Annotated in this window: 4 protein-coding genes; all 4 read right to left on the bottom strand. The window is 66.1% G+C overall.

Features of this window, described 5'->3' with window-relative positions; genetic code table 11:
* Positions 1 to 85 precede the first annotated feature (85 nt).
* Positions 86 to 9,322: a non-ribosomal peptide synthetase/type I polyketide synthase gene (locus tag CRO48_RS07725; RefSeq protein WP_176526681.1), complete on the bottom strand. Its 9,237-nt coding sequence runs from the start codon at positions 9,320 to 9,322 to the stop codon at positions 86 to 88.
* Positions 9,323 to 9,355: 33 nt separating this feature from the next.
* On the bottom strand, positions 9,356 to 13,738 hold the full coding sequence (locus CRO48_RS07720) for a MupA/Atu3671 family FMN-dependent luciferase-like monooxygenase (RefSeq protein WP_176526680.1): 4,383 nt from the start codon (positions 13,736 to 13,738) through the stop codon (positions 9,356 to 9,358).
* 694 nt (positions 13,739 to 14,432) lie between these two features.
* Positions 14,433 to 15,431, bottom strand: coding sequence for a TRAP transporter substrate-binding protein (locus CRO48_RS07715; RefSeq protein ID WP_097137840.1), 999 nt, complete (start codon positions 15,429 to 15,431; stop codon positions 14,433 to 14,435).
* Positions 15,432 to 15,442: 11 nt separating this feature from the next.
* Positions 15,443 to 17,200 (bottom strand): TRAP transporter large permease subunit, encoded by a 1,758-nt coding sequence (locus CRO48_RS07710; protein WP_097138056.1) that lies wholly within the window; start codon positions 17,198 to 17,200, stop codon positions 15,443 to 15,445.
* Positions 17,201 to 17,208: the final 8 nt, after the last annotated feature.

The following is a 17,208-nucleotide window of genomic DNA, read 5'->3' as shown; positions in this document are numbered from 1 at the left end:
CTGGGTGGTTTGAACGTACGTGCGCGGCGACCGCAGGCAGGCCGGGCACACCCCTGATTGCGCCCGATACCACTTTCAGAAGTCGCTAGGACAGTCGCTCCTCGATCAACGCAGCCAGCTTCCGCGCATTCTCCTTGCGCAGCATGCTCAAGTGATCGCCCTTGACCCAGGGCGTGTCTAGCCGGTGCTCAGCCGCAAAAGCCTTCCAGCCAAGCGTCGGGTCCTGCTCCAGCGTCAGCTTCTGCACCAGATGCAGCGGCCGCGCGCGGAACAGCGTGACCGGTGCCTTGATCGGCCCGCCTTCATACCGGCGCGCTGCCGCCATCCACAGCCGCTCGACCTGTCTTTGCCTGTAGAGCGGCAGGTTGAAATGCTTCATCAGTTCCAGCACCGGACCGCGCTGGAACACATGGCGCGCCTTGGCCGCTACGCGTTTCCAGAAATAGCCGAGCCCCTCGCCCTGCATCAGCGAGATTTCGTTCTCAAGCCGCTGGCGCGGCGTCAGCCGCACCAGCGGCCTGAAATCCTTCGCAAATCCCGGGGCATAGGTATCGAGGACGAAGAGGCGTTCGACAATGGCGCCCTCCGCCTCCAGTTGCCGTGTCATCTCGAGGGCCGTGTAGGCACCGCCCGAGTAGCCGGCAAGGACATAGGGGCCTTCCGGCTGGTGCCGGCGCATGTAGCGGATGTTCTCCGCCGCCATTTCCTCGATACTGGCATGCGGCGTATGCCCCTGCACGCCTCGGGTCTGGAAGCCGATGGCCGGTCGCTTGCGGCCGAGAAGCGTCCCGAGCTCGAACAGGTTGTTGACGTTGCCGCCGACGCCGCCGACGACGAAGAAGGGAACGCCCCCACCCTCCGGCCCGGGATCGATCACGGTGCTGGTATCCCAGGGCGCGTCGGGTCCTTCCACCGACACGGTCTCGCGTTCCAGCAAGGCTGCAAGCTGACGGACGGTCTGGTTGCGGAAGAGCGTCGAAATCGGCAGGTCGTGGCCGAACTCACGGCGAATGCGGTCGAACAGCCGGACCGCCAGCAGCGAGTGTCCGCCAAGCGCGAAGAAATTGGCGCCAGCTCCGACCCGTTCCACGCCGAGTACTTCGCACCAGATCTGGGCGAGCCGAATTTCGATCTCCCCTTGCGGCGCCTCTGCCGCCGGGTCTGCCACCGTGTCAAGCCTCACCGTCGGCAGCCGGCCGCGGTCGACCTTGCCGTTGTGGTTGAGCGGAATTTCATCAACCGGAACATAGAAGGCCGGGCGGGCGAAATCGGGAAGCAACGCCGCGACGTGCTCTGACAACTCCCGCGAAGAGGGAGCTTCACCGTCCGCCAGGAAATAGGCGACGAGAATCTTGTCGGACTGCCCCTCCGGCACCCTTGCCACGGCCACGGCCTGCCTGATCGCCGGATGGCTCTCCAGCGCCCCTTCGATTTCGGTCAGTTCCACGCGGAATCCCCGCACCTTGACCTGCGTATCGGCCCGGCCGAAGAAGCGGATGATCCCGTCGCCCGGATCCATCGCCAGGTCGCCGGATCGGTAGAGGATGAGCTGCGGGTCCCACGGCGCCTTGACGAACCTCTGCGCGGTCAGTTCCGGCCGGTTCCAGTAGCCGAGCGCCAGGCCCCTGCCAGCGATACACAGCTCGCCGATCATACCGGTCGGCACCGGCTGCAGCGCGTCGTCGAGAATGTAGATCTGCGTGCCGGGAATGGCCTTGCCGATCGGCAGCGGCAACCCACGCTCGAGATCGCCTGCGGTGACCGCATGGGCATTTGTCACGTTGCTTTCCGTCGGGCCGTAGCCGTTGATCACGGTCAGCCCAGGGCAGGCAGCCATCACCTGCGCGACGTGGACGGGAGAGACCACGTCGCCGCCGACCACGACCTGATCCACCCGTGCAAAGGCCCCCGGCCGCGTGTCCGCCACGGCATGGAACAGGCCGGAGGTCAACCACAGCGTATTGACGCCGTTGCTCTCGATCGCATCGGAGAGATCGGAGATGGACAGCGTGCCGTCCGGCGGCACCACGATCGTTCCGCCGTGCAGCAGCGCCGCAAACAGGTCGATGATCGACGTGTCGAAGGCGAATGCCGACGAATGCAGCGTCACCGTCTCCGGCCCCAGCCGCAGCCAGTCCGTATCGCGCAGCAGCCGGATAACCGACCGGTGCGGCAAGACCACCCCCTTCGGCACGCCGGTTGTGCCCGACGTAAACATCACATAGGCGATCGTCTCTCCGGTCACGCCCGGCTCCGGCGCATCCCGCACCTCGGTCGGAAAGTCCTCCATCCGGATCCCCCGCACGCCGGTCTTGGCAACCGCGTCGCAGTCGCCGAGCAGCACCTTGATGCCGGTATCGCGTGCCATGAACTGCAGCCGGTCAGGCGGCAGCGTCACGTCGAAAGGCACGTAACCCGCCCCGGCCTTCAACGCGCCCATGACCGCCACGGGCAGGAGCAAAGAACGGTTCGACGATATTCCCACCAGGTCGCCGTGGCGCACGCCTTCGGAGGCGAGCAGTGCGGCCAGCGCGTCGGAGCGCGCATCGAGCGTCGCGTAGTCCATGGCCTGGTCGAGGTAGCGCACCGCGACCTGGTTGGGAGCACGCGCGACGACCGCGCTGAAGATTTCCGGAATGGTCTGCGGTCCGGCCGCGGCCGGGTCGATGTGGCTGCCGCTCGCCGGGCGGCTGGTATCGCCCCGCAGGAGTGCGGAGACGCTGGCCTTCAAGCCATCCGGCGCCGAGCCGATCGCATCGAGGAACTGGCGGAAGTTCGCCGCATGGTGATTTACGGTTTCTCTTTCGAAAAGCTCGGTGGCGTAGTTCCACGACAGTTCCACGCGTCCGGGCGCATCGAACAGGTTGAAGAACAGCTCGAAATACTCGTGCCCGGTCGGATTGACGTCGAGGTACGCCGGAGCGTCGCCAAAAGTCAGTTCGCCGATGTCGGCAAGCCCGTCGATATTGACGACGACGGGCACGAGCGCCAGGCGCGAGGGGTCGCGCGGAACCTGCAGGTCGCGCATCAGCGAGCCATAGGTGTAGTTCTGGTGGTCGAGCGCCTCCAGCAGTTCCTGCCGCGTCTGCGACAGCAGTTCGCCGAGCTTGATATCGGGTTCGATCGTGCCGCGAACGGGCAGCAGGCTGACCCCGTGGCCGACCGCCCCTTCGAGGCGATGCGAAAGCTGACCGGAGGCCGGCAGGCCGATCACCACGTCGCTCGATCGCGTCAGGCGCGACAGGTAGAACCGGAACGCGGAGAAGACCAGATTGCGCAGCGATGTCCCGGCTTCCTGCGCCCGCGCCCGCAAGGCGGCCTCCAGGTTCGCATCGATCCGGGTCTCCACGCGATCGGCCTGCGTCCCGCGCGCCACCGGATAGGGCCAGTCGGTCGGAATGTCGATTGCAGGCAACGGTCCGGCATACTTCTCCAGCCAGTAGGCTCGGTGACGCGCAGCATCTGCGCTCGATGCCCACTCGGTTTCGGCTGCGACCAGTTCGGCAATGCTCGTCGCCGGCGGCAATGCAGCCTGCCGGCCGTGCAGCCGTGCGGTATAAAGCTGCGCGAGATCGGAAAGCAACACGCCCATCGACCAGCCGTCGCAGGCGATGTGATGAACGAACAGGATGATCTCGGCCCTTGCCGGCGACAGCCGCAGCAACAAGGTGCGCAACACCGGCCCGTTCACGAGATCGAACGGTCTGGCGCCAAAATCGGCGTGAAGCGAATTTCGCCGGGCGCGCTGCTCCAGTTCGCAGAGGCCGGACAGATCCTCCTCTTCGAAGGACACGTCCCGGTGCGGATGGATCGTCAGCGTGACGTTGTCCACGTCGAAGGAGGCGCGCAGGCTGTCGTGGCGCGCCACCAGATCCTCAAGCGCCGCCCGCAAAGTCCCCGAATCGATTGCCGTGTCGAGATGGAGACTGAAGGACAGGTTATAGGAGAGCGATGCGGAAGGATTGATGCTGATCGCGGCCGCGATCTCGCGTTGCCCTTCCGTCATTCCAAGCCGGCGTATGTCCATCGCCGGCGCCTGCGCGGTCGCGAGCGCCGCCGCCGACGGAGCCACAGCCGCCGGTGGCGGCACCGTTACCTCGTCGGCGGGAACCTGCTCGCGCACGAGTGCGGCAAGTCCGCTGAGCGTCGAAGCCTGGAACAACGACGCCAGCGGAAGCGAGGCGCCGAGCTCCTTGCGGACGCGGGCGAACATCCGCACCGCGTTGAGAGAATGCCCGCCGAGCGCGAAGAAATCGTCCTCCGGCCCGACGTCGCTCACCCCGAGGATTTCGCCCCAGATCGTGGAAAGCTGCGCCGTGACGGGGTCGTTTATCCTGCCGCCGCCACCCTGCCGGACCGGACGCGTGCTCGGCGGCGCCGCAACCTCGGCAATGGCAAGGCGAACATGATCGAGCGAAACGGGGGAGACGACCAGTTGCCGGCCGGGATGTGCGAAGACGCGGGCAAAGAGCGCCGGCGCTTCGGCTACCCGGATGCCTGTGGCAAGAAGCTGCGTCGTCAGGCTCGGCTTCGCCGCGGCAGCGAAACCATCCAGCTCCACCGCGCGCATCGCGAAATTCTCGAGGATGACGACCGGTCGACCCGCGTCGTCCAGAATCGCGACGTCGAAGGAGATGAACCGGCCTGCCTCGCCGCCCACCCGGACAGCACGGCCCGTCACCGCGGCGGGCACCGGCCCAAACACGCGCATCCGCCCGATCGACATCGGTACCCACAGCTTGCCGTCCAGCCGATCGACGGTCAGAAGACCGACCGTGGCCGCCATGTCCATCAGCGCCGGATGAAGGATATGGGCTTCCAGATCACGCTCGAATGCCTCCGAAAGGCGGAACTCGCCCTCGGCAACGTCGTCGCCGGCGCGCAGCGCCTCGATGCAGTTCCACCGCGGTCCGAATGCGATGATGCCCTGCTGCGGGGCCTTCCCTGCATCAAGCCGTGCCCCCTTCAGCAGTGCGACCTCGAGCGGCCTTGGCAGGCTGTCGCCGCCCGGCTGCGTCGCCAGCACCTGCAGCCGGACGTGTTCGGTCGGTTCACGTTCCGAACCGATGATGCTCTCGATCGTCATGTCGTAGCCATCGGCGCGCGGCTGCAGCCGGATCGCGACACGTCGCGGCATGTCCTCGAACGTCATCGGCAACGCGAAGGAAAGAGCTGCCAGCTCGAAGCCGTCCCCTCCCATGACCGCCCGTGCCGCTGCCTGGGCCAGCTCCATATAGGCTGTGCCGCACAGCACGGGCCGCCCAGCCACCACATGTTCCGAAACCCGCCAGTCGGCCTGAGGATCGATGACCGTCTCGAACCGGGCGCTGCCGTCCGGCGTGTCGATGCGCTGGCCGAGCAGGGCGTCTCCTTCCGGCCGGTCGCCCGCGCCATAGGCCCGCGCCGCCATGCCCGTGTCGCGCCATGCCCCCCAGGCGATCGAGAACCCGTCTGACCGGGCCGCGGCCAGCGATTCGAGCGCCGCATTGGCTGCCGCGTACGCCGCCTGCCCCGCTCCGCCGATCACGACGGAAGAAGAGGAGATCACCGCGAAGAGATCGAGGCTGCCCTCCGGGAGAAGCCGGCTCAGCACCATCGCGCCCTCCAGCTTGGGCCGCATCACTGCAAGTGCGTCGGCAAGCGGTTGGCTTGCAAGCGAGGCATCGTTCAGGACGCCGGCGGCATGGACGACGCCATGCAGCGCGCCGAAGCGCGACCGCGTCGTCTCGATCGCCCGCGCCACCGCCGTCTCGTCGGCCACGTCGGCGGCCAGAAACAGGACGGCGCCGCCGGCGGCTTCGATATCTGCCCGAAGTGCTGCATCCTCTGCGGCCGAGCGAGACAGCAAGGCAAGTCGCGCGCCGGCCGCGTCAGCGAGCCACAGCGCGAGCTGGCGTCCGATGCCGACGGTTCCTCCGGTGATGAGATAGACGCCGCCCGCGCGAAGCCTCTCGGGCAGTCGCGCCGGAACCGGGGCGGGAACACGTGACCGCGTTCGAACGAAGCGACGCCGTCCCCGAAGCGCCACGTGGTCTGCTTCGCCGTCAGCGGCGGCTTCGGCAAGAAGCGCTGCGGCCGTCAGCGAATCGGCGGAAGGTGCCAGATCCACCAGGACGGCGGTCATCCCGGGGACTTCACGCGGAGCGACACGAACGATGCCCAGCAGAGCACCATCGGTCGGACGCACCGCTCGTTCGTCGGGAAGGGCTGCCGCTCCCGCAGCGGCAATCACCAGCCGCGCTCCCGGTTCGGGGTCTGACTGCTGCAGGAAACGGGTCAGCAGGTAGGAAGCTGCAAAGGCCTTGTCCGCCACTGCCGGATCGAGCCCCCACAGGACAAGCACCTTTGCCGGCGCGGACGGCATTGCAGCTGCCAACGCCTCGAAATCCTCTTGTGAATCCGGACGCAGCACATATCCGCCGGGTACGGCGTCAAAGCCATCACCGGCGCGGAGCACGCTTACCCGCGCCCCTGCTTCGGACAGTCTCGTCAGCACCGCTTCTGAAACCGCGTCGCCGCCAGCCAGCACCAGCCAGTTGCCGTCGGGCGGGGCCGCAACGCCGGAGCGCGGCCGTTCCGCCCAGTCCAGCACCTCGACCCAGTCGGACGGTTCGGCGATGCGGGCAAGCACAGGCGCGGCATCCTCGTTCGCCTCCCCGCTCCTGCCGCGGCCGGGCGATATCCAGTGACGTTCCTTCTCGAACGGATAGGTCGGCAGCGACACACGCCGTCCCTCACGCCCGGGCAGTTTGCCAGGATCCAGTTCGAACCCGTTTGCCCACAGGCCGCCGAGGGCGGCGACCGCCACGCCCATTTCGTCCTCCGCGTCTCGCGGACGCGGTGCCGAAGGCAGGATGGCGCGCGGCGCATTCCGGGTGGTGGCTGCCGCCACCAGCGGGCCGACCGTCTGCCCGGGGCCGACCTCGATCACCACGCTGTCGGGCGCTTCCAGCACCGCAGCCACGGCGTCGGCAAAGCGCACCGTGTGGCGCAGGTGGCGAACCCAGTAGTCGATGGAAACGAAATCCTGCCCGTCGCCCCAGCTGCCGCGCAGCGAGGACACCATCGGCACCGTCGGCTGACGGAACGAAATCCCCTGCAAGCCTTCGCGGAATCGTTCGAGTTGATCGTCCAACTGACGCGAATGGGCGGCAACGTCGATATGGATGCGACGTGCCTCGTGCTCGCTGCCCGCAAGGCGCGCCTCCAACGCCTCGATACCGGCGACCGGACCGGAAACGACGGTCGATTGCGCGGAATTGATGGCCGCGATGTCTAGTCCTTCGCCAATCAGTTCGCGCACGTGCAACTCGCCCAGCGGCACGGCCGTCATCGCACCCGCGGGCGCCTGCTCCATAACCTGGCCGCGCAGCGTGACGATCCGCAATGCGTCGGACAGCTCCATGACGCCGGCGGCGACCGCCCCGGCATATTCGCCGACGCTGTGCGCCACGATCGCATCCGGCCGGACACCCCAGCTCTCCCACAGCTTGGAATAGGCGTATTCGAGAATGAACAGGGCGGGAATGGCATAGCTCGAACGGCCGAGCTTGCTGCGTGCCATGTCATCGGAGAGCCGCGCGCCGAACATCACCTGCCGCAGGTCGGAGGGCACCGAATCCGGCAAAAGAGCAAAGCACTGGTCAACGGCCGAGGCGAACACCGGCGAGGCCGCCATCATGCCGGCGCCGGCACCCGGATACTGCGCACCGCCACCAGGAAACAGGAAGATGATCCGCGGCGGCGCTGCGCCCGCCTTGCCATGCCGGCGCAGCGGTGTCGCCTTCGCCGTGAGTGCGCCCTTCAGATCGTCGCCGGATCGGGCGGCGATCGCGAAGCGCTCCGGAAAATGCCGGCGTCCCTCGCGCAGGGTGAACGCGATGTCCTCGATTGCCGGCATCTCGCCGCCGGCAAAGGCCTTCCATTGTTCGCGCTGGCGCTCCAGCGCTGCTGGGCTGCGGGCCGAAAAGGTAAAGAGCCGCCATTCTGATCGCGACGCAGGCCGCGGGCGCTCCGGCGCCTCTTCCACGATGACATGCGCGTTCGTGCCGCCAACGCCGAGCGAGTTCACCGCCGCGCGACGCGGCCCAGAAGAAAAAGACGTCCATTCGCGTCCATCGGCCACGACCCGGAAGGGACTGTCCGTGAAATCGAATCGACTGTTGGGTTTCCTGAAATGCAGGCTCGCCGGCAGATGGCGGTGCCGCAGGGCCTCCACCACCTTGATGAGGCTTGCCGCGCCTGCGGCGGTGTCCAGATGGCCGATATTGGTCTTCACCGAGCCAATCCCGATGCTACCGGCCGGCGCTGAGCCATAGACCTGCTTCAGCGCGGCAAGCTCGATCGGGTCGCCGATCGGCGTGCCGGTGCCGTGGGTCTCGATGTAGGAAAGTTCTCGCGCCTCGATGCCCGAAAGCGCCAGCGCCTCGGCGGCCGCCTCCGCCTGGCCGTCTACAGACGGCGCCAGATAGCTCGCCTTGCCAGCGCCGTCATTGTTGATCGCACTGGCCAGGATCACGGCCTTGATATCGTCGCCGTCGGCAACCGCATCCTCGTAGCGACGCAGGACGACGAGGGCAGCGCCGGATCCGAACACGGTCCCCTTGCTGTCATCGTCGAAGGCGCGGCACAGGCCGTCCGGCGACAGGATCTCGCCTTCCTCGTAACGATAACCGGTGCGATGCGGGAGCTCGATCGTCACACCGCCGGCAATCGCCATGTCGCATTCCATGTTCAGCAGCGAGCCGATCGCCGTGTGAACGGCGACAAGCGAGGTCGAGCAGGCCGTCTGGACGGCGACCGATGGGCCGGTCAGGTTCAGGAGGTAGGACAGGCGTGTCGGCAGGAAATCCTTGTCGTTGCCCGTGTGGCGCAACAGGAAGAGGCCGATTTCCTCGACGAGCTCGGGGTTGGTCAAAAGGTTGAAGGGAAGATAGGCCTGCATGCCGGAACCCGCGAACACCCCTATGCGACCATCGAAGCGCTCGGGTACATAGCCGGCATCCTCCAGCGCCTCCCATCCGCACTCGAGGAAATGGCGGTGCTGCGGATCGAGGATGGACGCTTCGCGCGGAGAGAAACCGAAGAAGCCGGCGTCGAAGCACTCCATGTCCGGCAACACATGGGCCACCCGCACATAAGCAGGATCGGCAAGCCTCCTGCGGCTCACGCCGGCCGCAATCAGATCCGCCTCGCCGAGGCGCTGTTCGGCCGAACGGCCCTCGGACAGCAACGTCCAGAAATCGCTGACGTTTCGCGCGGACGGAAAGCGGCCGGCGCGGCCAACGATTGCAATGCGATTGTCCGGTAGGTTTTTGTCCATGCTCGGTTCGCTCTCCCTTGCGGACTTTGCCATTCATCGCCGGCCGAGGCGGGCAAGCCGCGCCGCAGCACGCGCGGCACCGCGATCAACCGCGCTGACTGCCTCCGGCACACTGCCGGCAAGGTGTGCTGCGATCGCGCGGATCGTCGGGAAGCGGAACAGGTCCGTGATCGCCACCTCCCGGCCGAGCTCTTCCTTCATCCGGCGCTGGACCTGCACCACGAGCAAGGAATGACCGCCCAGGTCGAAGAAGTTCTCGGTGACCGAGACGTTTTCCAACCCCAGCGCATCACGCCATATGGCCGCGATCCCGGTCTCCATGTCGCCCTCTGCCGCGGTGATGACGCCCTGATCGACGCGCCCGGAAGGCACCGGAAGCGCCTTGCGGTCTATCTTGCCGTTCGGCGTCAGCGGCATCCGCTCCAGGAGAACGATCTGCGAAGGCACCATGAAATCCGGCAGCGTAGCCGCAAGGTCCGCACGTAGATCGTTCGCCGACGGGCGCATGCCGGCCGGTGTCACGTAGGCGACGAGCCGCAGATCGCCCGGTCCGAATTCCACCGCCTTGACGGCCGCCTGGGCGACGGTGTCGGAGGCGGCAAGCCTTGCCTCGATCTCGCCGAGCTCGATCCTGTGGCCGCGGATCTTGACCTGGCCGTCGATGCGGCCGAGGAATTCCAGGCTGCCGTCCGGATGCCTGCGCACGAGGTCACCCGTGCGGTAGAATCGCCCCTCCGGGGTGTCGATGAAACGCTCGGCGGTGAGCTCCGGCCGGTTCCAGTACCCGCGGGCAAGCCCCGCGCCGCCGATCCAGAGCTCGCCCTCGACCAGTTCCGGCAGGGGCCGGCCGACAAGCGAACGCACGCTCAGTTCCGTATTCGCGATCGGCTCGCCGAGCGGCACCCGATCCGAGACGCTGTCGAGCCGCGCAACGGAGGACCAGATCGTCGTTTCCGTCGGCCCGTACATGTTGAGGAGCGTTCCCGGCAGCGCCGTGCGCAGGCTGCGCGCCAGGTCGGGCGGAAACGCCTCGCCGCCCACCATCATGCAATCGAGCCGCGAAAGCGCCCGACGGCCGGCCGCGTCGCCGGCAAGATAACTCGCCATTGACGGTGTGCACTGAAGGTGGGTGATTTCCGAGCCGACGATGTCCTCGGCCACCGATGCCTTGCGCGTCACCCCGCCTTCGGCGAGGAGCCCGTCCATCATCCGGCGAATGTTCGGCAGGTTGGCGAGTGCCGTCTCCGTTTCGACGCCGAAGTCGATCAGACAGGCGATCTCGTCCACCCCGATCGCGGAGACGTTTCGGACCATCTCCCTGGCGGTTTCGGGCGTGCCGAACAGGCCGGCCGTGCGATAATAGCGCTCGAACGCATGGTCCAGCAGCGCATCGAGCTCGTCGGTCGAAAGCTCTTCCTTCTCAAAAATTTCCTGCGGCGTCCTTCCGGCCTTGCCGGCGCGCTCGACGATGGTGGGAAACGTCCAGGCGGCACGGCGAACGAGATCGACCGCGCTCTTGAGATAGCTCTTCATCGGCTTGCGTGCAGCGGCGAGCACCGTTTCCTCGTCTTCGCCGATGAAGGTGTGCAGCATCAGCACCACATGGCCGGGGCCGGCGTGCCCGGCCTCGGCACGGGCGATACGGTAGCTGCGGATCTTGTCTTCCACTTCAGAAAGCGTCTGGCCGAGCAGATGGGTGAGCACGCCGCATCCCATGCGTCCGGCGGCGATGAAGGTTTCCGGATTTCCGGCCGCGGTCAGCCACAGCGGCATGTCGCGCTGGACGGGTCGCGGGTGGATCTGAATCTCGACGTCCCGGCCGTCATGGCCCGGAAACGCCATGGTCTCGCCGCGCCACAACTTGCGCAGCGTCTCCACCGAGGCGAGCATGATGTCCTTGCGCTCAGGGAAAGCCTCCGGTCGGAGCAGGAAATCGTTCGGCTGCCATCCCGAAGCCAGCGCCAGGCCAGCCCTGCCGTTGGAGAGATTGTCGACCAGCGCCCAGTCCTCCGCCGCGCGCACGGGATGGTGCAGCGGCAGCACCGTCGAACCTGCCCTGAGCTTGACGTTCTTCGTCAGTCCGGCAAGGGCGGCGGAACTGATCGCCGGGTTCGGATAGAGCCCGCCGAACGCATGGAAATGCCGCTCCGGCGTCCAGATCGCCTCGAAGCCATTCTCGTCGGCAAAGCGAGCCCCCTCCAGAAGCAGACGGTAGGCCTGGTGACCGCTGCCGGCGGCTTCCGAGGCAAAGTAGAACAGCGAGAACGCCGGCAACGCCGCCTCGCCGGCGCCATCCGTCTGCAGCACTACGGTCGCCCCACGACTGAGCGTCCAGAGAAGTTCGAGCACCGATATATCGAAGGAGACGGAGGTGACGGCGAGCAGCCGCGCACCCGGCGACAGCGGCACCGCCGCATCCATGCCGGCGAAGAAGTTCGCCACGTTCCGATGCGCGATCATCACGCCTTTGGGACGCCCGGTCGAGCCCGAGGTGTAGATGAGGTAGGCAAGGTCGTCGATGCCCCCGCGCAAATCCTCGACCGCCGCGCCCACAGCATCTGGATGGATCACCCGCCCCGGATCGAGCGCCAGCCGGCTGGCGGCGCCACGGCTCGCCACAATGACGGTCGCTCCGGAATCTTCCAGCATGAGGCCGATCCGCTCCTGCGGATAGGCAGGGTCGAGTGGCAGATACGCCGCCCCCGTTTTCAGGATTGCCAGCATGGAGACGACGAGATCGGCCGACCGCTCGAGGCAGAGGCCGACGACCGTGCCGGGCGCGGCACCGCGGGCGGCAAGCGCACCGGCAAGCCGCGCCGCCCGTGCGTCCAGCTCGGCGTAGGTCAACCGAACCTTGCCCGCCTCGAGCGCCGTCACGTCCGGCATCTGACGGCAGGTCGCGGCGAACTGTTCATGGACCGTGCGGGCTTCAACATGTGCCTGATCGTTGCGAAGCGAAGCGGTCCGGGCGCCGAGCGGCAGGGTCGCAAGCGGCGAACCGACTTTCGTTCGGAAGGCCGCAAGGAAGACGTCAAAATCGGCGGCAAGGGCCGCGAGGACGGAGGGCGCATAGAGCCCTTTACCGACAGAAATCGCGGGAGGGCGCAGGCAAAGCGCAAGGTTTGCATCAGTCGGAATGTCCGCGGCGCTGTCGACGACGACGACCTGCAGGGCCTGGAGCGCTGCTCGCCGCGTCTCCGGATCGACCAGCCGCAACGGCAGATCTGCGGCCATGGGCGCCCGCGCAAGGGTTTCATCGCGTGCAGAGCGCATCGCTTTCGTCGCCTCTTCCGGCGTGGCGCAGCGCGAGAGATCGAGCGTCACGGGACGGCGGCTGGACAGCCAGGCTGCAGCCGGCTTCGGATCGGGCAGCGTCACCGTCGCAAGAGACTGTCCGTTCAAGCCGCAGACCCAGGCGAGCCAGGCCGCGATCACCGTGTCGGTCTCGACGCCATCGGCGTCCAGCGGCGCGTAGCCGCCTTCTGCGGTATGCGTCTGCGGATAAGGCGGCAATGCCGGAGCCGCGTCCCGAAGCGCGACCTCCCATGCCGGTTCTGCCTTTCCGATATTTGCAAGATCCGGCGCAGCAGCTTCCGTCAAAGGTGATTGCGCCGGAAACACGAGACCGGGCGTCAGCCCCACGGCAACCGGATCGACCGGCCGCCCGTCGAGATGGGCGAGCTCGCTGAGGCGAACGGCCTTGTCGGCGGCCATAACGGTGATCGAACCGGCATCGCTCGCAATGATTTCACCTGCAGGCCGGGCAGAAGCCGGGACGATCTCAAGCCGGCCAACCGTTACGACATGCTCTCCTGACCACATTTTTGCCAGCGCGAGCGGGTTCGTGTAGCCGCCGAAATTCAGACCGCGCACGAGCCGACACAGTTCCTGTGCCGGCTTCCGGAAGTCGAGCGTACCGTGTTCAACCGGCCGCTTCGATTTCGCGTACCATTTGCGCTCACCGACAGGATCGACGGGCATGCAACGGCCGTCGGCAAGTTCCAAAACAAGTTCTGCGAAGCTTTCGAATGCGGCTTCATAGCAGCGCGCATTCAGGCTGAATGCCGTGTCATGCCCATGGATCGGGAACCGCCGCTGCTTGAGAATGCGCCCGGCATCGACGCGTTCGGTCATTTCATGCCAGGTCACCGCGTGCTCATCCGCCCCGTCGATGATCGACCAGGCGGGCACATTCGATCCCGCGCGCGCCGGCAGCGGCCCGTCGTGGAAGTTCACGGCCAAACGCCGGGCACGTGCGAGCATGGATGGCGGAAGCACGTTCAGGTTCGCGACGCTGAAGAGAAAGTCGGCATCGGTTCCGCCCTGCCCCGCCGCTTCGTAGCCTTCGCAACGAACGGCTTCCGCTGCGGCCCATGCGGCGATCTGCGGATCGGAAGTGACAATGGCCTCTATCACGCCGCCCGCCTGGCGAAAGGCGTCCGCGCAACGAAGCAAAAGCGTTCCGTCACCACAAAAAATGGCGCTCAGATTCATGTCATCCAACCGTTTCAAGCCAGAGAATGCCCCTTGAGCCAAGCGGCCCTGGCTCGAAGTATCAGTCCGTGATCTGGCGGAATCCAGCGGAATTGGGGGGTCAGACGATGATGACATTGGCTGCCTTCACCGTCGGAAGTGTATGCCGTGGTCAGTATCTCGTCCTGATATGCGTAAACTCTCAGGACGGTTACGGAATGACGCGACCTATCAACATGACCGATACCTACCCCATTGGCTGATGACATCGATTAGGCAATGTACGCTGCCGGTTGTAGGCTCCTACCCCCGCGAAAACGGAGGGAGCGGAATACCTGAAATAAAAATTCGGCGTATAGTGACAGAATAAATTGAAACTCCTGGAAACTGATAAATTCAATCAAATTTAACTTGCGATGCATGAAGGAGGAAATTTGTCATGACCCACAAATGCAACTGGAAACAGATAAATATATTTGGATATTATCAGTTGTCTTCGCGCTACCGTACAAACAGACAGGTCGAATTGATCTTAGAAATTTTGGAATCAAAAACAACATAAGACATCATTGCACACAGGCACTTTGCGGGGGACAGGCGATCGCCGCTGCTTCGCGATCGCCCCTATGCTCAGACCTCACGCGCCCTGTGCAGCCTTGATCTTCTCCATCCCTCCGACGACGTCCGCAAGGTCACCCCAGACTGTCTGGGCTCCCTCCAGCCATGCTTCCGGCATTTCCGGCGCAAACACCGTGCCCCCGCCTGCCTCCACCTGCTGCATCGACGCCTTCTCGTCGTCGACGATCAGCTGGTTGAAATAGCTGGCCCCCTCCGAAACTGCGGTCCCGAGCACGCCTCTCTCCTCGTCGGACAGGCCGCTCCAGAAGGCGCTGCCGAAGTACACCACGCCGGACGCGCGGATGTGTCCGGTCTCTGTCAGGAAGGGAACGACTTCGTACAGCTTGAATCCGGCATAGGCGGATTTGGTCAGGTCCATCGCATCTGCGACGCCGGTGGAAAGCGCGTTGTAGGTCTCCGTGATCGGGATGCCGACCGGGACAGCGGCGAAGGCGCTCCAGAGCTTCTGGTGCAGAGGGCTCTGGATCACCCGGATCTTGACGCCGCGCAGCTGCTGAGGTCGCGTTACCGGCTGCTTTGTCAGGAGATGCCGCGCTCCGTAGTCGATGAAGCCGCCGACGATGAAGCCCTGCTCGGCCAGCTGTTGCCGAAGATCCGCACCGATCCCGCCTTCCACGACCCGCCGCACATGGGCGGCGTCGCGATAGAGAAAGGGAAGATCGAGGATCTGCACCTGCGGCACCCAGCCCGACAGCGAGGACATTGTGGAGAGGCTCGCCTGCACGGCACCAAGCCGAACGCTTTCTGCCACCTCCTTCTCCCCGCCGAGCGCGCCGTTTGCGACGATGTTGAAGCGGAAGCGCCCCGGAAGCCGGGCCTCGACCACGTCCGCGACCCGTCGCCAGATCTTCGTCTCCGGCTTGTCCTCGCCGAGCAGCGAGGCAATCGTGACGGTAGTCGCCCGTGCGTGCGCCGGTCGAACAAGTGCGGGCGCGGCGAGGCTGGAAAGAACAGCGGCGGCGGACGTGAGGAAGCAGCGGCGGTGGAGGCAGTCCATGAAAACTCCGATCAGAACAGAAGCGCAAACGCGCACAGGACGACGAGGGCGAAAAGCAGCGCAGCAAGGTAGGGAAGGACGGCGCCGAACAACGCGGTCGGCGAAACGCGGGTGACGCCGCTGACGACGTAGATGAGAATGCCGATCGGCGGCGTGAGGCCATGGATCATCAGGTTCACCACCACGATCACGCCGAACTGAACCGGATCGATACCGGCGGCGACGGCGGCGGGCAGCAGGATCGGCCCGAGCAACAGGATTGCCGCACCGATGTCGAGCACGAGGCCGGCGGTGAGCAGAACGAGGTTCGACAGCAGCAGGACTGCAAATGCGCCACCGCCGAGCATGCTCACACAGCGCGACACGAGGCCGGCTATGTCGTCCAGCGCCAGCAGGAAAGCGAAGGGGGCCGCGGTGCCGATCAGGAGGCCGATCGCCGCTGCCTCGGCCGCAGCCTGACGGAAGCTGGCGAACGCGTGGACAGGCCGACCGGATGCCGCAAGGCTCAGCAAAAGGGTGTAGGCCGCAGCCACCGCTGCCGCCTCGGTGGTGGTGATAACGCCGAAACGGATACCCGCCACCACGATGATGCCGAGGCCGAGGGCCGGCAGTGCGGACGCAAGCGCCTGCCGGCACTGCGCCGCGGTTGCCCGAGGCGCAGTGCCGGGATCTCCAGCCGAGAAGTGGATCGCAAATGCCAGGCAGAGCGCCATGAGCCCGCCGGCGAAGAAGCCGCCGACAAGCAGCGAGCCGACCGAAAGCTGGGTGGCTGCGGCCAGCAGCAGGAAGGCGATCGATGGCGGAATGACGTTGTCGAGTACCGATGTGGCGGCGATGATTGCACCGGCTCGTTCCGGCGCATAGCCCTTGCGGACGAGCTCCGGGTAGAAGGTCGATGCGCCGAAGGCGGCATTGGCCACCGAGGAGCCCGAGGCCCCGGAAAAGAACACGCTCGTCAAGAGGGTCGTCTGCGCCAGCCCGGCCCGCCGGTGGCCGACAAGCGTCTCCGCGAAACGGACGAGGCGCCCGGCGGCACCGGACACGGTCAGGAGGCCGCCGGCCAGCAGGAAAAACGGGATGGCGAGCAGCAGGAATTTCGACATGCCGGAGACCGCGGTGGAAACGATCGCCGGCTCCGGCAGGCCGCCGCCGAAGGCGATGGCAACATAAGCGGCCGCGAGAAAGGCATGCGGCAAGGGCGCCGCCGATAGAAGCCCGAGGGCCGCGACGAGGGCCAGAAACAGGCTCGCCGGCAGACCGGTATCGACCGACAGCAGCGGGATGGCAAGATAGATCGCAACTCCCGACGCCAACGAAACGCCCAGGCAAAGTTCGCGCCCCTGCGACAGCCTTTTCAGCGCCAGCACAACGAGAAGCATCAGGCCGCTGGCGCCGACAAAGCCGAACCGTATCCATTCCGGCAGACCGAGCGCGGGGGAAGTCCCACCGAGGAGAGCCATGATCTCGCCGCCGCCGAAGAGAAAGACGAGGCCGGCGACGATGCTGAAGCCATCGGCCGCCGCAAATCGCCACTGCTCCGGCAGCCGACGCGACAACAGATCCATGCGCATGGCGAGCGGCCCGTCTAGTCCCAGCGGCGCAGCGGCAGCAATCAGCGCGACATGCAGCCAGATACACAGCTCCTCGACGCCGACGAAGCCGGTATGGAAGACGTAGCGCATGACGACCGAGCAGAGCACGATCGCCAGCAGCGCCGCCAGCAACAGAGCGGCGAGCGTACCGAGAGCGGCCTCGACGGCCTGCGCCATCCGCCGGG

The sequence above is a fragment of the Rhizobium subbaraonis genome (assembly GCF_900220975.1).
GTDB lineage: Bacteria > Pseudomonadota > Alphaproteobacteria > Rhizobiales > Rhizobiaceae > Mycoplana > Mycoplana subbaraonis.
The sequence above is the reverse complement of the archived record's forward strand: the minus strand, read 5'-3'. Positions and strand labels throughout refer to the sequence as shown.